22 protein-coding genes are annotated in these 23,128 nt (G+C 67.6%); 9 read left to right on the top strand and 13 right to left on the bottom strand.

Annotation, left to right across the window (positions count from 1 at the left end; translation table 11 throughout):
- Nucleotides 1–7 precede the first annotated feature (7 nt).
- From recJ to dapB, 6 genes are all read right to left on the bottom strand, one after another.
- On the bottom strand, nt 8–1,765 hold the full coding sequence (recJ, locus tag AC5P6E_RS18065) for a single-stranded-DNA-specific exonuclease RecJ (protein ID WP_019336238.1): 1,758 nt from the start codon (nt 1,763–1,765) through the stop codon (nt 8–10).
- A gap of 175 nt (nt 1,766–1,940) precedes the next feature.
- Entirely contained in the window at nt 1,941–2,858 is a 918-nt protein-coding gene (locus AC5P6E_RS18060; RefSeq protein WP_019336239.1) for a hypothetical protein, read from the bottom strand.
- Nucleotides 2,859–2,862: 4 nt separating this feature from the next.
- The gene (greA, locus tag AC5P6E_RS18055; protein WP_026347191.1) at nt 2,863–3,327 is read right to left on the bottom strand and encodes a transcription elongation factor GreA; all 465 of its coding nucleotides are present in this window, start codon (nt 3,325–3,327) and stop codon (nt 2,863–2,865) included.
- 8 nt (nt 3,328–3,335) lie between these two features.
- Nucleotides 3,336–6,578 carry a carbamoyl-phosphate synthase large subunit gene (gene carB, locus AC5P6E_RS18050; protein WP_019336240.1) on the bottom strand — a complete coding sequence of 1,081 codons (3,243 nt, stop codon included), beginning with the start codon at nt 6,576–6,578 and terminating at the stop codon, nt 3,336–3,338.
- Between the two features lie 148 nt (nt 6,579–6,726).
- A complete protein-coding gene (gene carA / locus AC5P6E_RS18045) occupies nt 6,727–7,854 on the bottom strand; it encodes a glutamine-hydrolyzing carbamoyl-phosphate synthase small subunit (protein ID WP_010482524.1) in 1,128 nt (375 codons plus the stop codon).
- A 289-nt stretch (nt 7,855–8,143) separates the two neighbouring features.
- Nucleotides 8,144–8,872 (bottom strand): 4-hydroxy-tetrahydrodipicolinate reductase, encoded by a 729-nt coding sequence (gene dapB / locus AC5P6E_RS18040; RefSeq protein ID WP_029550629.1) that lies wholly within the window; start codon nt 8,870–8,872, stop codon nt 8,144–8,146.
- Between the two features lie 90 nt (nt 8,873–8,962).
- Here dapB and AC5P6E_RS18035 point away from each other — a divergent pair, with 90 nt between their 5' ends.
- The 4 genes from AC5P6E_RS18035 to AC5P6E_RS18020 all read left to right on the top strand — a co-directional run bounded on the left by AC5P6E_RS18035 (nt 8,963) and on the right by AC5P6E_RS18020 (nt 11,339).
- Nucleotides 8,963–9,724 (top strand): 3-oxoacyl-ACP reductase, encoded by a 762-nt coding sequence (locus AC5P6E_RS18035; RefSeq protein ID WP_414610382.1) that lies wholly within the window; start codon nt 8,963–8,965, stop codon nt 9,722–9,724.
- A gap of 4 nt (nt 9,725–9,728) precedes the next feature.
- A complete protein-coding gene (locus AC5P6E_RS18030) occupies nt 9,729–10,124 on the top strand; it encodes a MerR family transcriptional regulator (protein ID WP_019336244.1) in 396 nt (131 codons plus the stop codon).
- Between the two features lie 55 nt (nt 10,125–10,179).
- Nucleotides 10,180–10,761, top strand: a complete 582-nt coding sequence (locus tag AC5P6E_RS18025; RefSeq protein WP_029550630.1) for an NAD(P)H-dependent oxidoreductase — start codon at nt 10,180–10,182, stop codon at nt 10,759–10,761.
- Between the two features lie 116 nt (nt 10,762–10,877).
- A complete protein-coding gene (locus AC5P6E_RS18020; protein ID WP_019336246.1) occupies nt 10,878–11,339 on the top strand; it encodes a DUF4304 domain-containing protein in 462 nt (153 codons plus the stop codon).
- A 79-nt stretch (nt 11,340–11,418) separates the two neighbouring features.
- Here the strand turns inward: AC5P6E_RS18020 and AC5P6E_RS18015 are convergent, their stop codons facing one another.
- Genes AC5P6E_RS18015 through AC5P6E_RS18005 form a run of 3 tightly spaced genes read right to left on the bottom strand, consistent with a single transcriptional unit; the run spans nt 11,419 to nt 13,789 of the window.
- Nucleotides 11,419–11,673 (bottom strand): DUF6587 family protein, encoded by a 255-nt coding sequence (locus AC5P6E_RS18015; protein WP_010482530.1) that lies wholly within the window; start codon nt 11,671–11,673, stop codon nt 11,419–11,421.
- Complete coding sequence (feoB, locus tag AC5P6E_RS18010; RefSeq protein WP_019336247.1) at nt 11,673–13,538, bottom strand: FeoB small GTPase domain-containing protein; 1,866 nt, start codon at nt 13,536–13,538, stop codon at nt 11,673–11,675. Before feoB ends, AC5P6E_RS18015 begins: the two co-directional genes overlap by 1 nt.
- The gene (locus AC5P6E_RS18005; RefSeq protein WP_005416370.1) at nt 13,535–13,789 is read right to left on the bottom strand and encodes a FeoA family protein; all 255 of its coding nucleotides are present in this window, start codon (nt 13,787–13,789) and stop codon (nt 13,535–13,537) included. The genes feoB and AC5P6E_RS18005 overlap by 4 nt, the downstream gene beginning before the upstream one ends.
- Before the next feature lie 119 nt (nt 13,790–13,908).
- On the opposite strand from AC5P6E_RS18005, the gene AC5P6E_RS18000 reads away from it, so the two are divergent.
- The 5 genes from AC5P6E_RS18000 to yeiP all read left to right on the top strand — a co-directional run bounded on the left by AC5P6E_RS18000 (nt 13,909) and on the right by yeiP (nt 17,480).
- Nucleotides 13,909–14,697: an enoyl-CoA hydratase-related protein gene (locus tag AC5P6E_RS18000; RefSeq protein ID WP_019336248.1), complete on the top strand. Its 789-nt coding sequence runs from the start codon at nt 13,909–13,911 to the stop codon at nt 14,695–14,697.
- Nucleotides 14,698–14,699: 2 nt separating this feature from the next.
- Nucleotides 14,700–15,101 carry a VOC family protein gene (locus tag AC5P6E_RS17995; protein WP_019336249.1) on the top strand — a complete coding sequence of 134 codons (402 nt, stop codon included), beginning with the start codon at nt 14,700–14,702 and terminating at the stop codon, nt 15,099–15,101.
- A complete protein-coding gene (locus AC5P6E_RS17990; protein WP_049453505.1) occupies nt 15,098–15,994 on the top strand; it encodes a hydroxymethylglutaryl-CoA lyase in 897 nt (298 codons plus the stop codon). Before AC5P6E_RS17995 ends, AC5P6E_RS17990 begins: the two co-directional genes overlap by 4 nt.
- 100 nt (nt 15,995–16,094) lie before the next feature.
- Nucleotides 16,095–16,865, top strand: a complete 771-nt coding sequence (locus AC5P6E_RS17985) for an SDR family oxidoreductase (RefSeq protein WP_049453502.1) — start codon at nt 16,095–16,097, stop codon at nt 16,863–16,865.
- 48 nt (nt 16,866–16,913) lie between these two features.
- A complete protein-coding gene (gene yeiP / locus AC5P6E_RS17980; RefSeq protein ID WP_019338531.1) occupies nt 16,914–17,480 on the top strand; it encodes an elongation factor P-like protein YeiP in 567 nt (188 codons plus the stop codon).
- Between the two features lie 164 nt (nt 17,481–17,644).
- Here the strand turns inward: yeiP and AC5P6E_RS17975 are convergent, their stop codons facing one another.
- The 4 genes from AC5P6E_RS17975 to AC5P6E_RS17960 form a co-directional block, all read right to left on the bottom strand.
- On the bottom strand, nt 17,645–18,337 hold the full coding sequence (locus tag AC5P6E_RS17975; RefSeq protein WP_019338530.1) for an MliC family protein: 693 nt from the start codon (nt 18,335–18,337) through the stop codon (nt 17,645–17,647).
- A gap of 83 nt (nt 18,338–18,420) precedes the next feature.
- Nucleotides 18,421–18,813 carry a DUF4440 domain-containing protein gene (locus AC5P6E_RS17970; protein ID WP_019338529.1) on the bottom strand — a complete coding sequence of 131 codons (393 nt, stop codon included), beginning with the start codon at nt 18,811–18,813 and terminating at the stop codon, nt 18,421–18,423.
- On the bottom strand, nt 18,794–21,943 hold the full coding sequence (locus tag AC5P6E_RS17965) for a multidrug efflux RND transporter permease subunit (protein ID WP_313208084.1): 3,150 nt from the start codon (nt 21,941–21,943) through the stop codon (nt 18,794–18,796). Before AC5P6E_RS17965 ends, AC5P6E_RS17970 begins: the two co-directional genes overlap by 20 nt.
- Nucleotides 21,944–21,979: 36 nt before the next feature.
- On the bottom strand, nt 21,980–23,128 hold the full coding sequence (locus AC5P6E_RS17960) for an efflux RND transporter periplasmic adaptor subunit (RefSeq protein ID WP_019338526.1): 1,149 nt from the start codon (nt 23,126–23,128) through the stop codon (nt 21,980–21,982).

The following is a 23,128-nucleotide window of genomic DNA, read 5'->3' as shown; positions in this document are numbered from 1 at the left end:
CTTTTCTTCAAGCGGGGAGGCTGTGCTCCACAATCAGCTGGATGGCGCTGCCGCCGCGATAGTCGTCGCAGGCGAGCCGGTAGGCGAGATGCACGTGGCGGCCCGGTGCGTTGCCGTGCCAGCCGCCGAAATGGATCGCGTTGATCGTGCCGGGTACGCCCGGCAGGCGCAGCTCCAGCTTGAGGTGGCGCTCCTTCAGCACGCGCCAGTTGGCCACTTCGAAGTAGCCGTCGAACAACGGTTCGGGGAAGCCCTGGCCCCACGGTCCGGCCAGGCGCAACGCGACGGCGTGGCGATGATCGAGCTCGTCGGCGGCCAGTTCGCCGTCGCTGAGAACCTGCTGCTGCAGTGCCGCCGGATCGAGCATTTCCAGCACCACGGCCACAAAGGCGGCCTTGAAGTCATCGACGTGATCCAGGCGCATGCTCAGTCCAGCCGCCATGGCATGCCCACCGAAGCGTTCGATCAGACCCGGATGGCGCGCATCGACCAGCGCCAGTGCGTCACGGATGTGCAGGCCAGGGATCGAGCGCGCCGAGCCACGCAGGGTGTCGGCGCCCGGTTCGGCCGGCGCGAAGGCGATCACCGGGCGATGCAGGCGATCCTTCATCTTCGATGCAACCAGACCGACCACGCCCGGATGCCAGTCCGCGTCGAACAGGCAGGCAGCCACCGGGCGCTGGCCGGCCATGTCCAGCACCACGCGGGTCAACGCCTGCTCGGCGTCGTCGGTCATCGACTGCTGCACGGCGCGCCGTTCCGCATTGATCTGCTCCAGCGTCTGCGCGATCTCGCGCGCCTGCCGTGGGTCTTCGGTCAGCAGCAGCGCGATGCCCAGCACCATGTCTTCCAGCCGGCCCGCCGCGTTCAGGCGTGGGCCGAGTGCGAAGCCAATATCGGTGGCCGTCAGTCGCGTGGCGTCACGGCCACTGGCTTCGATCAGCGCACGCAGGCCGACACAACCCTGCCCTGCGCGCAGACGGCGCAGGCCCGCGCTGACCAGCGCCCGGTTGTTCGGGTCCAGCGCCACCAGATCGGCGACGGTGCCGACCGCCACCAGGTCCAGCAGCGTGGTCAGGTCCGGTCCCTTGCCATCGGCAAAGACACCGGCCTCGCGCATCTGCCGGCGCAACGCCATCAGCACGTAGAAGATCACGCCGACGCCTGCCAGCGACTTGCTGGGGAAGGCGTCGCCGTCGAGATTGGGATCGACGATGACATCGGCCGGCGGCAACTGCGGACCGGGAAGATGGTGATCGGTGACCAGCACCTGCCAGCCACGCGCCTTGGCCGCGATGACACCGGCGTGGCAGGCAATGCCGTGGTCGACCGTGACCAGCAGGTCCGGCTGCAGCGCGGCCAGCTCCTCCACCAGCGACGGCGACAGGCCGTAGCCGTGCACCATGCGGTTGGGCACCGCGTGGAAGACATGCTGCGCGCCGAGCATGCGCAGGCCACGCACGCCGACCGCGCAGGCGGTGGCACCATCGCAATCGAAATCGCCGACCACCAGGATGCGCTTGTCGTTGGCGATGGCCTCGACCAGCAAGCCCACCGCATCGTCGATGCCGGTCAGCAGCTCGGGGGCGTGCAGATTGCCCAGTTTCGGCTGCGCCAACTCCGGTGTACCTGCACCGCGACTGGCGTAGAGCCGCGCCAGCAACGGCAGAGTGCCCTCCGGCCAGAGGCCGGGCACGACCGCATCGCGGCGGCGGATCATCGGCGTATCAGAGGACGACTGCACAGCATCGGCGGCAAGGGACATCGGCATCGCCGGTTACGAAAGACAGAGGGATGATACCGCGCGTGGGAGAGGCTGGCGGGATTGCGCCCGGCAGCTGCGGTAGTGCCTGCCGCTGGCCGGCAACCCCGGCAAACATCGGGGTCAGAGCCGTTTTCCGATGGAAAACGGATCCGACCCCGCTCTGCCGAGGCCCCACTCAGTCGTGAAGCTGGCGCGGCTTCTTCCAGAACTGCCAGCGCTGTCCACGGTCCAGCTGGAACTGCAGGCCGTCTTCGAAATCCAGCACCAGCCGCTGCAGCTCACCACGCTTCAGCGCGGCCAGCAGCGGACGGATCGCTTCATTGCCGAGCTGCTGCAGGGAACGCAGCTGGCGCAGATCCACCAATGCATCCACCGCCTGCTCGCCGTCCACGGCGACGCCAGCCGCCAGGGCCAGGCCCTGCAACAGGGCATCGCGGCTTCGCACCTGTGCGTGCGGCGTGCTGACCGACACCGGCATCACGCCACCGCCCCAGAACCACAGCGAATTGATCGGCTGTTGTCCCTGCACGGCGCGCTGCTGGTTCCAGGAATGGTTGTGCAGCAGTACCTGCGCTTCGGTCATCAGCGCCCGCCAGCGGCGGCCGCCCTCGCCTTCGGGCAGGTGAGAGAACAGGTCATCGCCCAGCACCTCGTCCGGACTGTCGAAGTCCGGCAGGGCCAGGTCGATCGGAAGCCGCAGGTACCAGCGCGACGGGTCCGGTGCGTCGAGCACGAATCCGGCATCGGCAAACAGCGGCTGCAGCACCGGCAACAGGGCCAGGCAGTCCGCCAAGGTCGGCCGCAGCGTCTCGCCGTAGGCCATCATCCGCGCGCCGTGCATGTCCGGCACCATGCAGGCCGGGTCGGCACGCAGCCAGCTGGCGCCGGCTGCATCGCCGACGTCGCGCTGGCGGGTCAACGCGGCCACCGGCCAGTGCGGCGCGGCAACCGTGAAATGGCGCGTCAGTTGTGCGCGTTCGCCCGGTGCGACCTGCACCATCGTGGCACGGCCGAGCGCACGCGCCACATCGTCCGGCAGCGCAGCCGCGGCAAAGCGGCTGCGTGCAGGCAACAGCAGGGTCGCCGTCGCCACGTGGTCAGTCCACGTAGCTGACGCTGACGATCTCGTACTCGCGCTGGCCGGCCGGGGCGTCGATCACGATCGAATCGCCTTCCAGCTTGCCGATCATCGCGCGCGCGACCGGCGAGGAAATCGCGATCAGGCCCAGCTTGATGTCCGCTTCCAGGTCACCAACGATCTGGTACTTCTTCTCTTCGTCGGTTTCCACGTCGGCCAGCGTCACGCTGGCGCCGAACACCACCTTGGAGCCGGCATTGAGCTTGCTCACGTCGATGATTTCGGCGTGCGACAGCTCACCTTCCAGCTGCTTGATGCGGCCTTCGATGAAGCCCTGTTCCTCGCGCGCGGCATGGTACTCGGCGTTCTCCTTCAGGTCACCGTGCTCACGCGCCTCGGCGATCGCGGCGATCACCTTCGGGCGCTTGACCGACTTCAGGTGATCCAGTTCGTCGCGCAGCTTCTGCGCGCCCTTCATCGTGATGGGGGCTCTCATGCATTCAACTCCTTGTGCAGCTCCTGCAGCGACCAGACGGGGCCGGTGCCGCGGAATTCCAGTGAATCCACCAGCGCCTTGGCGCCGGCAATGGTGGTCGAGTAGGTGACGCGATGCTGCAGTGCCTCGCGACGGATCGAGAACGAGTCGTTGATCGCCGAACGACCTTCGGTCGTGTTGACGATGTAGACGATCTCGCCGTTCTTGATCGAGTCGACGATGTGAGGACGGCCTTCGACCACCTTGTTGATGATCTCGCAGTCCATGCCATGCTGCTGCAGCCACGCGGCGGTGCCACGGGTGGCGACCAGGCTGTAGCCACGCGCCAGCAGCGCCTTGGCCACCGGCAGCACGCGCTTCTTGTCCGGATCACGCACCGAAACGAAGGCCTTGCCGACCGGCGGCGCCTTGATGCCACCGGCTTCCTGCGCACGCGCGAAGGCGGCGTTGAAGGTGCGGCCTACGCCCATCACTTCACCGGTGGAGCGCATCTCCGGCCCGAGGATCGGATCGACGCCCTGGAACTTGGCGAACGGGAAGATCGCTTCCTTCACCGAGTAATAGTCCGGCACGATTTCCTTGGTTGCACCCTGCTCGGCCAGGCTCTTGCCAGCCATGCAACGGGCGGCGATCTTGGCCAGCGGCATGCCGGTGGCCTTGGACACGAACGGCACGGTGCGCGAGGCACGCGGGTTCACTTCCAGCAGGTAGATGGTGTCGGAACCTTCGTCGCTGGTCTGGATCGCGAACTGGGTGTTCATCAGGCCGACCACGTTCAGGGCCTTGGCCAGCTCCACCACCTGGCGGCGCAGTTCGGCCTGGGTTTCAGCCGACAGCGAGTACGGCGGCAGCGAGCAGGAGGAATCGCCCGAGTGCACGCCAGCTTCTTCGATGTGCTCCATCACGCCACCGATCAGGACGTTGCCATCCTTGTCGGCGATGATGTCGACGTCGCACTCGACGGCGTTGTCGAGGAAGCGGTCCAGCAGCACCGGCGAATCGTTGGACACCTTCACCGCGTCGCGCACGTAGCGGGCAAGGTCGGCTTCGCCGTAGACGATCTCCATCGCACGGCCGCCCAGCACGTAGCTCGGGCGCACCACCAGCGGGTAGCCGATCTCGCGGGCCAGCAGCAGGGCTTCCTGGTCGTTGCGGGCGATGCGGTTCGGCGGCTGCTTCAGGCCCAGCTTGTCGACCAGCTGCTGGAAGCGCTCACGGTCTTCGGCCAGGTCGATCGAGTCCGGGCTGGTGCCGATCACCGGCACGCCGTTGGCTTCCAGCGCGCGCGCCAGCTTCAGCGGGGTCTGGCCGCCGTACTGCACGATCACGCCCTTCGGCTGTTCCAGCTCGACGATTTCCAGCACGTCTTCCAGGGTCAGCGGTTCGAAGTACAGGCGGTCGGAGGTGTCGTAGTCGGTCGACACGGTTTCCGGGTTGCAGTTGACCATGATGGTTTCATAGCCATCCTCGCGCAGCGCCAGTGCCGCGTGCACGCAGCAGTAGTCGAACTCGATGCCCTGGCCGATGCGGTTCGGGCCACCGCCCAGGATCATGATCTTGTCGCGGTTGCTCGGCGCGGCCTCGCACTCGTCCTCGTAGGTCGAGTATAGGTAGGCGGTACCGGTGGAGAACTCACCGGCACAGGAGTCAACGCGCTTGTAGACCGGACGTACCTTGTGCGCACGGCGCAGCGCGCGGATGGCCGCTTCGTTGGTGCCGGTCAGCTGCGCCAGGCGGGCGTCGGAGAAACCGGCACGCTTCAGCTTGCGCAGGCGCGCAGCGTCCAGCGCGTCGATGCCATCGGCGGCGACGGCGGTTTCCGCGGCAATGATTTCCTCGATCTGGTCCAGGAACCAATGATCGATGAACGACAGTGCGTAGATCTCTTCCACGCTCATGCCAGCGCGGAACGCATCGGCGACGAAGAACAGGCGCTCCGGACCCGGCGCCTTCAGCTCGCGACGCAGGGTCTGCAGGTCTTCTTCGTTGCTCAGGTCCAGGCCGGTCGGGTCGAAGCCGACCTTGCCGGTTTCCAGGCCGCGCAGGGCCTTCTGCACCGACTCCTGGAAAGTGCGGCCCATCGCCATCACCTCGCCCACCGACTTCATCTGGGTGGTCAGGCGTGCATCGGCAGCCGGGAACTTCTCGAAGGCGAAGCGCGGGATCTTGGTGACGACGTAGTCGATGGACGGCTCGAACGAGGCCGGGGTCAGGCCACCGGTAATTTCGTTCTTCAGTTCGTCCAGGGTGTAGCCCACGGCCAGCTTCGCGGCGACCTTGGCGATCGGGAAGCCGGTGGCCTTGGAGGCCAGCGCCGAGGAACGCGACACGCGCGGGTTCATCTCGATGACCACCACGCGGCCGGTCTTCGGGTTGATGCCGAACTGCACGTTCGAGCCACCGGTATCGACACCGATCTTGCGCAGCACGGCGATGGAGGCATCGCGCAGGCGCTGGTATTCCTTGTCGGTCAGGGTCTGCGCCGGCGCCACAGTGATCGAGTCACCGGTGTGCACGCCCATCGGGTCCAGGTTTTCGATCGAGCAGACGATGATGCAGTTGTCCGCAGTATCGCGGACCACTTCCATCTCGAATTCCTTCCAGCCCAGCACCGACTCTTCCACCAGCACTTCGGTGGTCGGCGACAGTTCCAGGCCGCGGCTGACGATCTCGACCAGCTCTTCGCGGTTGTAGGCAATGCCGCCACCGCTGCCGCCCAGGGTGAAGCTGGGGCGGATGATGGTCGGGTAGCCGACGCGGGTCTGGATCTCCAGCGCTTCGTCCAGGGTGTGGGCGACGGCGGCGGTCGGGCATTCCAGGCCGATCTCACCCATGGCCACGCGGAACAGCTCGCGGTCTTCGGCCATGCGGATCGCTTCGCGCTTGGCGCCGATCAGTTCGACGTTGTACTTCTCCAGCACGCCGTTGTCGGCCAGGTCCAGCGCGCAGTTCAGCGCGGTCTGGCCACCCATGGTCGGCAGCAGCGCGTCGGGCTTTTCCTTGGCGATGATCTTCTCGACCGTCTGCCAGTTGATCGGCTCGATGTAGACGGCGTCGGCCATCTCCGGGTCGGTCATGATCGTGGCCGGGTTGCTGTTGACCAGCACCACGCGGTAACCCTCGTCACGCAGGGCCTTGCAGGCCTGGGCGCCGGAGTAGTCGAACTCGCAGGCCTGGCCGATGACGATCGGGCCAGCACCGATGATGAGGATGGTCTTGAGGTCAGTGCGCTTGGGCATTTTCTTCTCTAAGTCAGTACAGCGTGACAAGGGGGGTGATCGCACGCTGTCGATCAGGAATCTTGATCCGCAGCGCCGCGCCGGGGGCAGCAGCGATGCGGGGTTTACGGTCCATCGCGACGCCACCGGGGGGCCGGCGGCGTACTGATCACGCCTTGGCCTGCTCCATCAGCACCACGAAGCGGTCGAACAACGGACCGACGTCGGTCGGGCCCGGCGACGCTTCCGGGTGGCCCTGGAACGAGAACGCCGGCACGTCGGTGCGGGCCACGCCCTGGTTGGTGCCGTCGAACAGCGAACGGTGGGTCACGCGCAGGGTCGGCGGCAGGGTCGCTTCATCGATCGCGAAGCCGTGGTTCTGCGAGGTGATCATCACCCGGCCGCTGTCCAGGTCCTGCACCGGGTGGTTGGCACCGTGGTGGCCGTGGCCCATCTTCATGGTCTGCGCGCCCGAGGCCAGGCCCAGCAACTGGTGGCCCAGGCAGATGCCGAAGGTCGGGATCTTCACGTCGATGAAGGTCTTGATCGCTTCGATGGCGTAGTCGCACGGTTCCGGGTCACCCGGGCCATTGGACAGGAACACGCCGTCCGGCTTCAGCGCCAGCACTTCGGCGGCCGGAGTCTGCGCCGGTACCACGGTCACTTCGCAGCCACGCTCGGCCAGCATGCGCAGGATGTTGGTCTTCACGCCGAAGTCGTAAGCCACGACCTTGAACCGGGACGGCACGCTGACGAAGGCGTTGGCATCCAGGTCCAGCTGGCCCTCGGTCCAGGTGTAGGTCTTCTCGGTAGTGACAACCTTGGCCAGATCCATGCCCTTCAGCCCCGGGAACTTGCGGGCGGCTTCCAGTGCCTTTTCCACGTCGATGTCGCCGGCCATCAGTGCGCCGTTCTGCGCGCCCTTCTCGCGCAGGATGCGGGTCAGCTTGCGGGTGTCGATGCCGGCGATGGCGACCACGCCGCGCTGGATCAGCCAGTCCTGCAGCGACACCTGGCTGCGCCAGTTGCTGGGACGGCGGGGAACGTCGCGCACGATCAGGCCGGCCGACCACACCTTGGACGCTTCATTGTCCTGGTCGGTCATGCCGGTGTTACCGATATGCGGATAGGTCAGCGTGACCATCTGCCGGGCGTAGGACGGGTCGGTCAGCACTTCCTGGTAGCCGGTCATGGCGGTGTTGAACACCACCTCACCGACGGACAGGCCGGGCGCGCCTACGGATTCGCCCTCGAATACGGTGCCGTCTTCGAGGACGAGGATTGCGGCTTGGGTCACGGGAATCTCACTTTGGCTACCGAGGGGGCTGCCGAAGTCACGCCTGCGCTTCACGGAAATCCGGTTGCAAAAAAGCGCGGACGTACGGTCTGGGACCGGTCCGGCTTTCGTGATTCGGCGAGTGCGAATTGTAGCGCTGCCGGGGCGCTCGCGCCAGCGGTTATCGCGCTTGATGAACAGGCGATTGCGTATTCATTTCAATCCGGCGGCGTATGCGGCGCCCGCTGGTAGCGCCGGGCCATGCCCGGCGGAACCGACACCGACGCCGGGCACGGCCCGGCGCTACCGGTTAACGCGGCCCGTCCAGTAGATCCCGCACCCGGTAGCTGCCCGGAGCCCGGCCCTGCAGCTGGCGGGCGGCGAACAGCGCGCCGCGGGCGAAGATGTCGCGGTTGGTGGCCCGGTGCACCAGCTCGATGCGCTCGCCCAGCCCAGTGAACTGCACCAGGTGCTCGCCGACGATGTCACCGGCGCGCAGGCTGGCGTAATGCGGTTCCGCCCCACCCCGCTGCGCTGCCGCGCCCAGGGTCAGCGCGGTGCCCGACGGCGCATCCTTCTTCTGGGTGTGGTGCGACTCGACGATGTCACAGTCCCAGCCGGCCAACGCCTGCGCCGCGCGCTCGACCAACTCGTCCAGCACCGCCACGCCCAGGCTGAAGTTGGAGGCCCAGACCAGCGGGATCTTCGCAGCCGCCGCGTCCAGCGCCTGGCGCTGCGTGCTGGAGATCCCGGTGGTGCCCGACACCAGCCCGGCACCCCGCTCCACGCACAACGCCAGCATCGGGTCGAAACCCTCCGGCAGGCTGAAGTCGATCGCCACGTCGAACACCGGCGCGCCGGGCAGTTCGCTGGCACCGAAGAACGGCACGCCGTCGACCACGCGCTGCGCCGGCGCACGGCCGGCCACTGCGGCCACGATCTGCAGGGTTTCGGGATGTTCGGCGGCCAGCCGCAGCAGGGCCTGGCCCATGCGCCCGGAGGCACCGTGAATGAGCAATCGCAGGGGAGTCTGGTTCATGCCTGAAGGCTAGCGGCAGCAAGCCCGCTCGGGCAAGCGCAATCGCTGCTACGCTGCATGCCCTTTCATGCAATGGATGGCAGCTCCCTCATGCAGATCAGCGAACAGCTGGTGCTGGTCACCGGTGGCGGACGCGGACTTGGCCAGCACATCGCCCGCGCGTTCGCTGCACAGGGTGCGCGCGTCATCGTCAACTACCACCACAGCGAAGGCACCGCTCGGGCGCTGGCCGCCGAGCTGGGCGGACAGGCGATCGCACTGCCGGCCGACGTCACTGATCGCCGCCAGGTCGATGCGATGCTGCAGCACGCCCTGGCCCACTTCGGCCAGGGCGTCACCACGGTGGTCAACAACGCACTCGCAGCGTTCTCGTTCAATGGTGATGCCCGCGACAGTGCCGCCACCATCGGTTGGCCCGCCTTCCAGGCACAGTTCGAGGGCAGCGTGCGCGGCGCGCTGAACACCGTGCAGGCGGCCCTGCCCGGCATGCAGGCCCGTCGCTTCGGCCGGGTGATCAACATCGGCACCAACCTGTTCCAGAACCCGGTCGTGCCCTACCACGACTACACCGCCGCCAAGGCCGCACTGCTGTCGCTGACCCGCACCCTGGCCGGCGACCTCGGCCCGCATGGCATCACCGTGAACATGCTGTCCGGTGGCCTGCTGCGCACCACCGATGCCAGCGCCGCCACGCCCGAAGCGGTGTTCGACTACATCGCCGCCAACACGCCACTGCGCAGCGTCACCACACCGGCCGAATTCGCCGATGCCGCGCTCTTCTTCGCCAGCCCCTGGTCGCGCGCGGTGACCGGCCAGAACCTGGTGGTCGATGGCGGACTGGTGCGGAACTGAACCGATGCGCATCTCCGAGGTCAGCCGCCTGACCGGTGCCAGCGCCAAGGCCATCCGACTATACGAGGCGCGTGGCCTGTTGCCGCCGGTGCCACGACTGAACCGCTATCGCGACTACAGCGAACAGGACGTGGCCTGGGTGCAGCTGATCCGCCAGGCACTGGCGCTGGGTATCACCCTGGCGGCGATCTCGCGCCTGCAGGGCCGCGACGGGCGGCTCGACTGGCCTGCGGTGCTGGCCTTGCTGGAACAGCAGCGCACACGCATAGCCAGCGAACGGGCGCGGCTGGCGCAGGTCGAGCGCGCTTTGCAACAGGTCAGCGACGAACTGCAGCAGTGGCTGCGCTCCGGCAGCAGTGACTGCGTGCTGGAACCCAGCGGCTGCACGAACCGGGCTTGACTCTGCCCCTGGGGCAGACCGCAGCCTCGCGCACTTTCCATTGCCCGAGGTTGCCGTGTCCCGTTCCATCCTGATCCTGCTCGGCCATCCCGACCGCGAGAGCCTGTGCGGCTCGCTCGCCCAGCGCTATGCCACCGCCGCTGAAAACGCCGGCCACCGGGTACGCCTGATCGCACTGGGCGACCTTGAATTCGACCCGGTGCTGCGCCACGGCTACCGCCAGATCCAGCCACTTGAAGCCGATCTGCAGGACGCCGCCGAGGCGATCGAAGCCTGCGATCATCTGGTGCTGGTCTACCCCACCTGGTGGGGTGCAATGCCGGCCCTGCTGAAGGGCTTCTTCGATCGCGTGCTGCTGCCGGGGTACGCCTTCCGCTACCGGCGCGATTCGGTGTGGTGGGACCGGCTGCTGGCCGGACGCAGCGCACGGGTGATCACCACCCTGGACACGCCGCCCTGGTATTACCGCTGGATCTACCGCGACCCGGGCATCAGCCAGATCCGCGCCACCATCCTGCAGTTCTGCGGCATCCGCCCGGTGCGGGTCAGCCGCGTGGGCGCGGTACGCAGCAGCTCGCCGGAGCAACGCAATCGGTGGCTGGCGCTGGCAGCAGAGCTGGGCTCACGCGCCCGGTAGATCCACGCCATGCGTGGATGAAATGCTGGCCAGTGTTCCGGATGTCGCGTTTGCCAATTGACCGTCAGGCACTGCGCCTCAAGGCTGTGGCCCGTCTTCCGGCCCAGGCAGAACCCATGAAATCCTCGACCGTCTTCAGCAAGTGCGCCAGGAAGACCGGCTTTGCCGGAACGTCTACGACCCGCTACCGCTTGCTGGATGCCGCCCTGCTTGTCGTGAATCACCAACGCGCCAACGAAAACCGGGGCTTCTATGTGAATGCTGGACTCTACTTTCCAGAGCTGCTCGAGTATCCGCTCGCGCCTGACGATCTTGAAACGGCCTTCAGGTACCGCTCCAGCATTCCCACGCCCCATGTCGACTGGCGGATCGAAGAGACGCCAGGCCTGCGCCGGACCTTCATCCAGCAGGATCTTGAAGATCTGCTGCAGGCCGGCAACCGCGACGCGCTGAAAGGCCTGCTGCTCTTTGCCCTTGCCGACGTGGCCGGCTTCGCGGCCAGCCATGGAAACCGGGAATCGGTGCGGCGATTGAATCAGGATGGCCGCTTCCGGGCGGTCATCCGCAAAGAGGTCTAGTAGATCCACGCCATGCGTGGAATGAACCCCGCAAGCGTGCGAACCAGGGTTCGCACCCACCAGCGCAGGAAAAGCAGCGTCAGTGCTGCTTCGGTGGAGTTGGCCCGCAGCTGTCACAACCACCACAGGCACCACCACCTCCAGTCGCCGGCGGCGCAATCTTCCGCCCCAGCGCCTGCATCCAGCCGGGGCGACCCGGCTTCAGCAGGGCCAGCGCCAAGGCCCCGCGCAGCGTGCGCACGGTGCCCGGGAACTGCTTCTTCAGCACCACCCAGGCACTGACCAGCACGGCCACCGCGATGATCAGGTACTGGATCAGCAGGCCGGTATCCATCAGCCGCCTCCCAGCGCCTTGGTCACCTGGTAGGTGATCAGCGCAGCCACATAGGCCGCGGCGAACAGGTAGAACGCGGCGAAGCCCATCTGCTTCCACGAATTGGTCTCACGCTTGATGGTGGCCAGCGTCGAGATGCACATCGGGGCGTAGATGTACCAGACCAGCAGCGACAGCGCGGTCGCCAGCGACCAGCCGTCGCTGATCAGTGGGGTCAGCGCCTGGCTGGCGGCATCGTCATCGGCCGCGGACAGCGCGTAGACCGTGGCCAGCGACGATACCGCCACTTCGCGCGCGGCCAGGCCCGGGATCAGTGCGATGCAGATCTGCCAGTTGAAGCCCAGCGGCGCGAAGAACACGGCCATCGCATGGCCGATCTGGCCGGCGTAGCTGTAGTCGATGGCCGGCATCGTGGCGCCAGCGGGAGCCGCCGGGAACGACAGCAGCACCCACAGCAGGATGGTCAGCGCCAGGATGATGCCACCGACGCGCTTGAGGAAGATCATGCCACGCTCGTACAGGCCCACGGCCAGGTCACGCGCATGCGGCAGCCGGTACGACGGCAGCTCCAGCATCAGCGGGTGCTCGCTCTTGTCGCGGCGCCACTTCTTCATGATCCACGACATCGCCAGCGCGCTGAGGATGCCGGCCGCATACAGGCCGAACAGCACCAGGCCCTGCTGGTTGAACACGCCCCACACCGTCTTCTGCGGGATGAACGCACCGATCAGCAGCGCGTACACCGGCAGGCGTGCGGAACAGGTCATCAACGGCGCCACCAGGATCGTGGCCAGGCGGTCACGCGGGTCTTGGATGCTGCGCGTGGACATGATGCCCGGCACCGCGCAGGCGAAGCTGGACAGCAGCGGGATGAACGAGCGGCCGGACAGGCCGGCGGCGGCCATCATGCGGTCGAGCAGGAACGCCGCACGCGGCAGGTAGCCGGATTCCTCCAGCACCAGAATGAAGAAGAACAGGATCAGGATCTGCGGCAGGAACACCACCACGCCACCGACGCCGGCGATGATGCCGTCGGTCAGCAGGCTGGCCAGCGGCCCTTCCGGCAGCACGCTGCCGACGAACTGACCCAGCCAGGCAAAGCCGGCCTCGATGCCGTCCATCAGCGGCGTCGCCCAGGCATACACGGCCTGGAAGATCAGGAACATCACCACCGCCAGGCTGACCAAGCCGAACACCGGGTGCAGCAGCCAGCGGTCCAGCGCGTCGTCAATCTTCGCGGTCCGCGCCGGCATGCGCACGGCCACCGACAGGATCTGGCGCACCTTGGCGTGGTAGTCGATGCCACCTTCCGGCCCGGGTACCGGCGCATCCAGGTGCGGCACCATCGCGTCCAGCCGCTCGACCAGGGCCTTGGCACCCTGCTTGCGCACCGCCACGGTCTCCACCACCGGCACGCCCAGCTCGCGCTCCAGCGCGGCCACATCCACCCGGATGCCACGGCGCTGGGCGGCGTCAACCATGTTCAGGGCCACCACCATCGGCTTGCCCAGCTCGCGCAGTTCCAGCGCGAAACGCAGGTGCAGGCGCAGGTTGGTGGCGTCGATCACGCACAGCAGCACGTCCGGCGCGGCCTCACCCGGATAGAAGCCCCGGCACAGGTCACGGGTGATCGCCTCGTCCAGGCTGGCCGGATGCAGGCTGTAGGCCCCCGGAAGGTCGAGTACCGCGAACTCGCGGCCGGACGGCGCACGCAGGCGGCCTTCCTTGCGCTCGACGGTGACGCCGGTGTAGTTGGCAACCTTCTGCCGGCTGCCGGTCAGCTGGTTGAACAGTGCGGTCTTGCCGCTGTTCGGGTTACCGACCAGCGCAACGCGCAGGGGGGCGGTAGTGGCAGTAGCAGTCATGCGCGTCGTTCCTGGCTGGCGGCGTCGACCACGACCCGCTTTGCTTCACTGATCCGCAGCGCGAAACGGGTGAACCCGACCTGCACCAGCAGCGGCTCGCCCCCCACCGGACCCTTGGCCACCAGGCGTACTTCCTCGCCATTCACGAAACCCAGCTCGCGCAGGCGACGGGCAATGGCATCGTTGGCATGCAGGTCCTGCACGGACTCGACCACGGCCGAGGTGTGCAGCGGCAGTTCGGACAGCGTCATCTAGCGTGTTCTCTGCTGGATGTAAATGGTTCTCGATTCTAACATTCCCGCGTCGCGTCATGGCCCATGACCAATGGCCCGCTATGATCCATACAGGTATGGAGTGACCCTGGAATCCCATGAACGATGCTTTGCAGATCGAGCGCAGCGGCGCCGTCCTCACCCTTTGGCTGAACCGGCCGGAGTTGCACAACGCCTTTGACGCCGGGCTGATCGCCCGCCTGACCGCCGCACTGGAGGCCGCCGGCCACAATGATTCGGTGCGCGCGGTGGTACTGGCCGGCCACGGCGCCTCCTTCTCGGCAGGTGCCGACATGCAGTGGATGCGCGGCATGGCGGCGGCCAGCGAAGCCGATAACCGCGAGGACTCGCTGGCCCTGGCCCGGCTGATGCGCACCCTGGACGAGCTGCCCAAACCGACCCTGGCCCGGGTCCATGGCGCGGCCTTCGGCGGCGGCGTCGGCCTGGTCGCCTGCTGCGACATCGCCATCGCCAGCACCTCGGCCCGCTTCGGCTTGACCGAAAGCCGCCTCGGCCTGCTGCCGGCGGTGATCTCGCCCTATGTGATCGAAGCCATCGGCCCGCGCCAGGCCCGCCGCTGGTTCGCCACCGGCGAGCATTTCGACGCCGACACCGCGCTGCGCATCGGCCTGGTCCACCAGCTGGTCGAGCCCGAACGCCTGGACGAGGCCTTGCAACGCCAGCTGGCCCTGCTCGACAAGGCCGGCCCGATCGCCTCGTCCACCGCCAAGCAGCTGGTCCGCCAGGTCCGCGACAGCCATGACCGCGACACCCTGGATCGCGATAATGCCGCCCTGATCGCGCGCCTGCGGGTGTCCGCCGAGGGCCAGGAAGGCCTCGGCGCCTTCCTCGACAAGCGCGCGCCCCACTGGGTCACGGAAGCCTGAACATGCTCGATCATCTTGGTTTGACCAGCGCCGACCTGGCGCGCAGCAAGGCCTTCTTCCTGCAGGCACTGGCGCCGTTGCAGATCGGCGTGGTGATGGAAGTGACCGCCGAACAGACCGGCGCCCACGACCACATCGGCTTCGGCAACGACGGCAAGCCGTTCTTCTGGCTTGGCAATGGCGGCACTGCCAGCCACGGCGTGCACGTGGCTTTTGCCTGCGCCAGCCGCGCCCAGGTGGACGCCTTCCATGCCGCCGCGCTCGCCGCCGGTGGCCGCGACAATGGCGCCCCGGGCCTGCGCCCCTGGTACCACCCGGATTACTACGGCGCCTTCGTGCTCGACCCCGACGGCAACAACATCGAGGCGGTCTGCCACCGCCCTGCCAACGGGGCAACCGCATGAGCGACTACGTCCGCATCGTCGAGGTCGGCCCGCGTGACGGCCTGCAGAACGAAAAGCAGTCGGTGTCCACCGCCGACAAGATCGAACTGATCAACCGCCTGTCGGCCACCGGCCTGCGCAGCATCGAGGCAACCAGCTTCGTCAGCCCGAAGTGGATCCCACAGCTGGCCGACGCCGCCGAGGTCTATGCCGGCATCCAGCGCCGGCCGGGCATCCACTACCCGGTACTGGTGCCGAACGAACAGGGCTACGACCGCGCCCGTGCGGTGGGCGTGGAGGAAGTAGCGGTGTTTACCGCTGCCTCCGAAGCGTTCAACCGCACCAACACCAATGCCGGCATCGACGAATCGCTCGCCCGGTTCGAGCCGATCCTGCGCCGCGCCGCCGCCGATGGCGTGCGCGTGCGCGGCTACGTCTCCACCGTGCTCGGCTGCCCCTACCAGGGCGAGGTGCCGCTGGCCGACGTGGTGCGGGTGGCGCGCGCCCTGCACCAGATGGGCTGTTACGAAATCTCACTGGGCGACACCATCGGCGTCGGCACCCCGCGCAAGGCACGGGCGATGCTGCAGGCGGTCGCCGCCGAGATCCCGATGGCGGCGCTGGCCGTGCATTTCCACGACACCTACGGCCAGGCCATCGCCAACATCGCCACCTGCCTGGAAGAAGGCGTGCGCGTGATCGACAGCGCGGTATCGGGGGCCGGTGGCTGCCCGTATGCGAAGGGCGCCAGCGGCAACGTCGCCAGCGAGGACGTGGTCTATCTGCTGCAGGGGCTCGGCCTGGACAGCGGCGTGGACCTGCCGGCCCTGGCCGAGACCGGCCGCTGGCTGGCCGGCCTGCTCGGCCGCGCCACCGCCAGCCGCACCGGCCAGGCGCTGGCCGCCGCCGGTTGATGGTGGCACTGCGCCGCCCTTGCCGGGCGGCGCAGTGCACAACGGCGAAGGTCGCGGCTTCCGTTAGAATCGGCGGTTCTCGAACCTGCAGGACCGTTCAATGCAGCTGTCTTCCGTACGTGCCGTGATCACTGGCGGCGTCTCCGGCCTCGGCCTGGCCGTGGCCCAGCACCTCGTCGCCCAGGGCGGCAAGGTGGCCCTGTTCGACCTCAACGACGACAAGGGTGCAGCCGCCGTTGCCGGGCTGGGTACCGACAAGGCCCGCTATTTCAACGTCAACGTCAGCGATGAAGCAGCCGTGGCTGCGGCCATCGACCAGGCCCACGATTTCCTCGGCGGCCTGAACGTGGCGATGAACTGTGCCGGCATCCTCGGCGCCGGTCGCGTGCTGGGCAAGGAGGGCCCGATGCCGCTGGCCGGCTTCCAGGGCACGGTGATGGTCAACCTGGTCGGCAGCTTCAACGTCGCCAAGGCCGCGGCCAACCGCATGCAGCACAACGAAGCCGGCACCGACGGCGAGCGCGGCGTGATCATCAACACCGCCAGCATCGCTGCCTATGAAGGCCAGATCGGCCAGGCCGCGTATGCCGCCAGCAAGGGCGGCGTGGTCTCGATGACGCTGCCGATGGCGCGCGAACTGTCGCGCTTTGGCATCCGCGTCAACACCATCGCCCCGGGCGTGTTCTGGACGCCGATGGTCGATGGCATGCCCGAGGCCGTGCAGCAGTCGCTGGCCGCCTCGATCCCGTTCCCGTCGCGTCTGGGCAAGCCGGAAGACTTCGCCAGCCTGGTCGGCTTCATCCTTGGCAACACCTACCTCAACGGCGAGACCATCCGCCTGGACGGCGCTACCCGCCTCGCTCCGAAGTGATTCCCCCGGGCGCCGGGACGGCGCCCTCCCCCAACGACCTAGATCACCATGAAAGCCAACGACATCAAGAAGGGCAACGTCGTCGAGTACAACAACGGCGTGTACCAGATCCGCGACATCGAACGCAGCTCGCCGCAGGGTCGCGGCGGCAACGTCCGCTTCCGCTTCATCATGTACAGCGTGCCGGGCGGCAACAAGCTCGACGCCAGCTTCGATGCCGACGACAACCTGGTCGAGGTCGAACTGCTGCGCCGCCAGTCCACCTATTCGTACAAGGATGGCGATGCCTTCGTGTTCCTCGATGACGAGGACTACACCCCCTACACCCTGGACGCGGACGTGATCGGCGATGAAGCCGGCTACATCACCGACGGCCTGACCGGCATCTACGTGCAGGTGATCGACGAGCAGCCGGTGGCGATCCAGCTGCCGGCCTCGGTGGTGCTGGAAGTGATCGAGACGCCGCCGGAGCTGAAGGGTGGCACCGCCACCAAGCGCCCGAAGCCGGCCAAGCTCAACACCGGCATCGAAATCATGGTGCCGGAGTACATCGTCAACGGCGAACGCGTGCTGGTGAACACCGCCACCGGCGAATTCGCTGGCCGTGCCGACTAAGCGCCTTGCGCTGATCGGCTGCCTGTCCCTGCCTGCGGCGTGTTCGCCGCAGGCAGCAAGCAGCGCATCGTTGACAGCAGTGGTGTAGAGCCGAGCCCACGCTCAGCTGCAGTGCCTGTGCAGAGCACAACGCAGCCGAGCGTGGGCTCGGCTCTACAGAGGGCTTACGGCTGCTTCGCGCCGAAATTGCCACAGCCGTGGTACTGGCGCGTGCCGACTGTCAGCATCACCTTGGCCTCGAACGCCTCGCCACTCATGTCGTCCTGGCAGGTGGTGCGCTGGAAGCTGAGCTTGACGTCGGTGCCATCGGATGCCTTGCCACTCCAGCCATCAGCACCTTCGGTGGGCTTGGCGACATCGAAGCGGCGCTCGCCATAGTCGACTTCCACCTGCAGGCCCGGCGTGTCGCCATCAACGACCGCAAGCCACCCCGGCTCGTTGCCGGTGGCACGGAACGCGGCGTTGCCGGCACTGCCATCGCCTTCAGCGGCTTCGACCGCATGGCACTCGCGATCGGCTTCGCCCTTCAGGCTCAGCAGGCCGTCATCACTGCCCCTGGTCCAGAAGCTGTTGCCCTGGCCATCGCCATACTTGGCGCCGGACGCCGCGCGTTCGGAGGTCATGGCGAAGGTGCGGTCGCCGATCACCACCGTGGCTGCATCCTCGCCATTGAAGGTCGCGCGCACGCTGAGATCACCACACTGGTAGGTGGTCTCGCTGCCACCTTCGGTGCTGGCACTTGGCTGCGGCGTCGCAGGCGGGGCATCATTGCCGCCTGCGGCGGGCGGCGGGGCTGGCTGGCACGCGGCCAGCACCACCCCGAGGGAGGCTGCCAACAGACTGGGAACTACACGCATGGCTCGACTCCTTGTCGACACTACAGAGAGGCTCGACCCTACCATCTGCCGGTGAGCGGGGCCTGAAAGCGGCCTGACCGCACTCAGGCGGCCAGCACCGCCATCGACAGCAGCTGTGCGCCACTGCCGCCGGAACTGCAGGTCCACACCCGCAGCAGCCGCAGTTTCAGCTCGCGCTCCTGGCCCTGCGCGCGCACCGACAAGCGCACGTCGCTGGACAACAATGCCAGGCGTCCGCACAGCAGCGTTTCCACCGCGTACGACTGCAGGCCGCGCACCTGCAGGTTTCCGGCCAGCCAGTCGCCCAGCCAGGGTAGATCGAGCAAGCGCCCGCCCTGCCCGTCCATCATGAACAAGGCCGGCGATACCAGCGCGGTGAGCGCATCGTGGTCGTCATCCAGCAACGCCTGCCGCAGGCGCTGCTCCAGCGCCGCCAACTGCCGCTCATGCAGGTCTTCAACGATGTCCCGTTCCATCCACGGATCCTTCCGGCATCGGCCGGCGCCTGCGCAGGCGTTGCGCGATCCACTGCCGCGCGCCCTGCACTACTACATAGAAGACCGGTACGAAGAACACCGCCAGCACGGTCGCACTGACCATGCCGCCGAACACACCGGTTCCAATCGCCTGCTGGGTTTCCTTCGACGCGCCCTGCGCCAGCATCAGCGGCACCACGCCCAGCGCGAATGCCAGCGAGGTCATCACGATCGGCCGCAAGCGCAACCTGGCCGCTTCCAATGCCGCCTCGACCAGGCCGCGACCCTGCTGCTGCAGCTGGCGCGCGAACTCGACGATGAGGATCGCGTTCTTCGCCGACAGCCCGATCACGGTGATCATGCCGACCTTGAAGAACACGTCGTTGGGCATGCCCCGCAGCAGCACCGCGGCGACCGCACCGAGCAGGCCCAGCGGCACCACCAGCATCACCGCCAGCGGGATCGACCAGCTCTCATAGAGAGCCGCCAGCACCAGGAACACCACCAGCATCGACAACAACAGCAGCCACGGTGCCTGCGCCCCCGACTCCCGCTCCTGCAGCGACTGGCTGGTCCACTGCAGGGCAAAGCCGGACGGCAGCTTCTGCGCCAACCGCTCCATCTCCGCCATGGCCTGGCCGGTCGACACGCCGGAGGCCGGTGCGCCGGACAGGTTCAGCGCCGGGAAGCCGAGATAGCGCTGCAGCTGCAACGGCGCCTCGGTCCAGTGCGGCGTCACCAGTTCCGACAACGCCACCATGCCGCCTTCGCTGTTGCGAACGTACAGCTTCAGCACATCCTCCAGCTCCATCCGGTGCGGTGCATCGGCCTGCAGGATCACCTGCTGCAGCCGGCCCTTGTTGGGGAAGTCGTTGACGTACTGCGAGCCCATCGCCGCCGACAGCGTGCTGCTGATCTGCTCGAACCCCACGCCCATCGCCTCGGCCTTGGCGCGGTCGATGTCCAGCCGCACGCTGGTGCCTGCTGGCAGGCCATCGGCATGCACCTCCGACAGCAGCGGACTGGCCTCGGCCAGCTTCAGCAGCTGCTGCAGGGCCGCGCGCAGCTCTGCCTGGCTCTGCCCGGTGCGCGCCTGCAGCGCCAGTGAGAAGCCGGAGGAGCGTCCCAGGCTGTCGATGGCCGGCGGCATCACGCTCATCACCTCGCCCTCGGCAATCGTCGCCATCGCCTTCTGCGCGGCCTCCACTTCGCCGGCCGCGGTGGCTCCTGCACGCTCGCCCCAGTCCTTCAGCATGGTGTAGGTCAGCGCCGCGCTCGGGCCGGACCCGGAGAAGCTGTAGCCGAGGATCGACTGGTTGGAGCCGATGCCCGGGCGTGACGCCACATGCCTTTCGTAGGCTTCGACCACGGCCAGCGTGCGCTCGGCCGTCGCTTCGGCCGGCAGCTGGATCGAGGTCATGAAGTAGCCCTGGTCCTCTTCCGGCAGGAATGCGCCCGGCAGCCAATGCAGGCCCAGCAGCAACGCCGCCACCAGCGCGGCGAACACGCCCATGACCCGCCCGCTCCGCTGCAGCACCGACGCCACACTACGCTGGTAACGCCCGGTCATCCGCTCGAAGCCACGGTTGAAGGCGCCGAACAGCCCACCACGACCATGATGGCCATGGCTGTTCGGGCGCAGCAGCGTCGCGCACAGCGCCGGCGTCAGGCTCAATGCCAGCAGCGCCGAGAACAGGATCGACACCGCCATCGCCACGGTGAACTGGCGGTAGATCGCGCCCACCGAGCCGCTGGCCAACGCCATCGGGATGAACACCGCGGTCAACACCAGGGTGATGCCGATCACTGCGCCGGTCAGCTCACGCATCGCCTTGATGGTGGCCTCGCGCGGCGGCAGCCCTTCTTCGGCCATGATCCGTTCCACGCCCTCGACCACCACGATCGCGTCGTCGACGATGATGCCGATTGCCAGCACCATGCCGAACATGGTCAGCACGTTGATCGAGAAGCCCAGCGCCAGCATCACAGCGAAGGTGCCCAGCAGTGCGATCGGTGCGACCAGCGCCGGGATCAGCGTGTAGCGCCAGTTCTGCAGGAACAGGTACATCACCGCGAACACCAGCAGCATCGCCTCCAGCAGCGTCTGCACCACCTTCTGGATCGAGATCTTGACGAACGGCGCGGTATCGAACGGAATGCTCGCTTCCACGCCGCGCGGCAGCAGCGGTGCCAGCTCGGCCATGCGCTCACGCACCGCCGACGCGGTGCGCACCGCGTTCGCGCCAGGACGCAGCTGCACGCCGGCGGCGGTGGCCGGATGGCCGTCCTCGCGGGTGCCCCAGGCATAGCTCTGGGCGCCCAGCTCGACGCGGGCGACATCGCCCAGCAGCACCCGCGAGCCGTCGGCCCCGGCGCGCAGCACGATGGCAGCGAACTGTTCCGGCGTGGACAGTTGGCCGTCGGCACTCAACGGCACGGTAATGCGCTGGCCCGGCACACCCGGCGAATCGCCGATGCGTCCCGGCGAGATCTCCAGGTTCTGCTGCTCGATGGCGGCGGCGACGTCGCCCATGGTCAGGCCGTAGCCGGTCAACCGGGTCGGGTCCAGCCACACACGCATCGCCTGCTCGGCGCCGAACAGCTGCACGCGGCCGACGCCATCGATGCGGCGCAGCTCTTCGATGATGTTGCGCGCCATGAAGTCGCCCAGCGCCGCTTCGCTGACGCTGGCATCCGGCGAACGCAGGCCGACCAGCATCAGGAAGCCGGAATCGGCGGCCTCCACGAACAGGCCGTTCTGGCGCACGCTGCGCGGCAGGCGCGGTTCGATCGCCTTGATCCGGTTCTGCACGTCCACCTGCGCCAGCTCCGGGTTGGTACCCGGCTTGAAGGTCGCAGTGATCGAGGCTTCGCCGGAGGTGTCCACCGACGACTCGAAGTACAGCAGGTGCTTGACGCTGGACAGCTCGCGCTCGATCAGGCCGACCACCGCGTCATTCAGCGTCTGCGGGCTGGCACCGGGGTAGCTGGCATAGATGCTGACGCTGGGTGGCGCCACCGCCGGATAGCGCTCAACGGCCAGCCGTGGGATTGCCAGTACGCCAGCCAGGATGATGAAGATCGCCAGCACCCAGGCGAACACCGGGCGATCGATGAAGAAACGTGCCATGTTGGATTTCCCTGGAGGGACCAGCCCGGTAGAGGCTCAGCCCTTGCTGCCGGCCTGCACCACGCCGGCGCTGGCGACCGGCATCTGCCAATCGCGCGCATCGACCACCACGCCTTCCTGCAGGCGTTCCTGGCCCTCGACCACTACCTTTTCGCCCGCCTTCAGGCCCGTGCGCACCAGCCACTGGCGATCAACGCTGCCGTCGACCTCCAGCGTGCGGATCACCGCCTTGCCATCGCCACCGATCACCCAGGCATAGGCCTGGCCACCGGCGCTGCGCAGCACGGCCTGCTGTGGCACGGTCAGTGCACTGGCCGGCGCACCACGCGGCACCCTCGCGCGCACGTACATGCCCGGCAGCAGCTGGCGCTGCGGGTTGTCGACCAGAATGCGGAGGATCACATCACCGGTACGCGCATCGACGTTGATGCCGGAGAACAGCATCTGGCCGCGCTCGGACAGCGGCTTGCCGGCCGCACCGATGATCGTCACCGGCAGCTCGCCGCCACCGGCAGCGCTGCGCTGCAGTGATTCCAGCTGGGCCGCCGGCTGGCGCACATCGACGTAGACCTGGTCGATCTGCTGCACCACCGCCATCGGCTCGGCATCGGCCACGCCCACCAGTGCGCCTTCGGTCACCAGCGCCTGGTCGATGCGGCCGGCAATCGGTGCACTGACCGTGGCATAGCGCAGGTCAAGCTGGCGACGGGCCAGGATCGCGCGCGCCTCGTTCACCGCGGCACGGGCCTGTTCGTACTCGGCACTGGCATCGTCGCGGTGCTGCTGGCTGACCGCCTGCGCGGCCGCCAGTGCATGCAGGCGCTGTGACTGCACGCGGCTGCGGCCCAGCGCCGCTTCGCTGCGCTGAAGTGCTGCCAGTGCCGAATCCACGTCTGCACGGAATGCCGCCGGATCGATCTGGAACAGCGCCTGGCCGGCGCTCACTTCTGCGCCCTGGTCGAACAGGCGGCGTTGCACGATGCCGCCCACCTGGGCACGGATCTGTGCGGTGCGCACGGCAGCCACGCGGCCGGGCAGTTCGTCATCGCGCTGTACCACCTGCGGGCCGACGGTGACCACGCTGACACGCGGCGTGGCTTCCGGCGTAGCTTCGGGGGTTGAGCAGGCCGTCATGGCCAGGGCGAGGGCCGCGATCAACGTGGACGGAGTCCTGAAGGTTCTCAT

It is taken from the genome of Stenotrophomonas sp. YJH_SMC_16 (assembly GCF_059367875.1).
Note: the sequence above shows the minus strand (reverse complement) of the source record. Positions and strands in the feature narration are given on the sequence as shown.

Bases quoted from the DNA above. Each gene is read 5' to 3' on its own strand.
- AC5P6E_RS18005 (WP_005416370.1), bottom strand. From the start codon at position 13,789: ATGACGCTGTCCGAACTGCCGCTGCACACCTCGGCCGTGGTCGAGTCC.
- AC5P6E_RS18030 (WP_019336244.1), top strand. From the start codon at position 9,729: ATGCGCATCTCCGAGGTCAGCCGCCTGACCGGTGCCAGCGCCAAGGCC.
- dapB (WP_029550629.1), bottom strand. From the start codon at position 8,872: ATGAACCAGACTCCCCTGCGATTGCTCATTCACGGTGCCTCCGGGCGC.
- AC5P6E_RS18035 (WP_414610382.1), top strand. From the start codon at position 8,963: ATGCAGATCAGCGAACAGCTGGTGCTGGTCACCGGTGGCGGACGCGGA.
- AC5P6E_RS17990 (WP_049453505.1), top strand. From the start codon at position 15,098: ATGAGCGACTACGTCCGCATCGTCGAGGTCGGCCCGCGTGACGGCCTG.
- feoB (WP_019336247.1), bottom strand. From the start codon at position 13,538: ATGACTGCTACTGCCACTACCGCCCCCCTGCGCGTTGCGCTGGTCGGT.
- AC5P6E_RS17975 (WP_019338530.1), bottom strand. From the start codon at position 18,337: ATGCGTGTAGTTCCCAGTCTGTTGGCAGCCTCCCTCGGGGTGGTGCTG.
- AC5P6E_RS17995 (WP_019336249.1), top strand. From the start codon at position 14,700: ATGCTCGATCATCTTGGTTTGACCAGCGCCGACCTGGCGCGCAGCAAG.
- recJ (WP_019336238.1), bottom strand. From the start codon at position 1,765: ATGTCCCTTGCCGCCGATGCTGTGCAGTCGTCCTCTGATACGCCGATG.
- AC5P6E_RS17985 (WP_049453502.1), top strand. From the start codon at position 16,095: ATGCAGCTGTCTTCCGTACGTGCCGTGATCACTGGCGGCGTCTCCGGC.
- AC5P6E_RS17960 (WP_019338526.1), bottom strand. From the start codon at position 23,128: ATGAGAACCTTCAGGACTCCGTCCACGTTGATCGCGGCCCTCGCCCTG.
- AC5P6E_RS18020 (WP_019336246.1), top strand. From the start codon at position 10,878: ATGAAATCCTCGACCGTCTTCAGCAAGTGCGCCAGGAAGACCGGCTTT.
- AC5P6E_RS18000 (WP_019336248.1), top strand. From the start codon at position 13,909: ATGAACGATGCTTTGCAGATCGAGCGCAGCGGCGCCGTCCTCACCCTT.
- AC5P6E_RS17965 (WP_313208084.1), bottom strand. From the start codon at position 21,943: ATGGCACGTTTCTTCATCGATCGCCCGGTGTTCGCCTGGGTGCTGGCG.
- yeiP (WP_019338531.1), top strand. From the start codon at position 16,914: ATGAAAGCCAACGACATCAAGAAGGGCAACGTCGTCGAGTACAACAAC.
- AC5P6E_RS18015 (WP_010482530.1), bottom strand. From the start codon at position 11,673: ATGGATACCGGCCTGCTGATCCAGTACCTGATCATCGCGGTGGCCGTG.
- AC5P6E_RS17970 (WP_019338529.1), bottom strand. From the start codon at position 18,813: ATGGAACGGGACATCGTTGAAGACCTGCATGAGCGGCAGTTGGCGGCG.
- carB (WP_019336240.1), bottom strand. From the start codon at position 6,578: ATGCCCAAGCGCACTGACCTCAAGACCATCCTCATCATCGGTGCTGGC.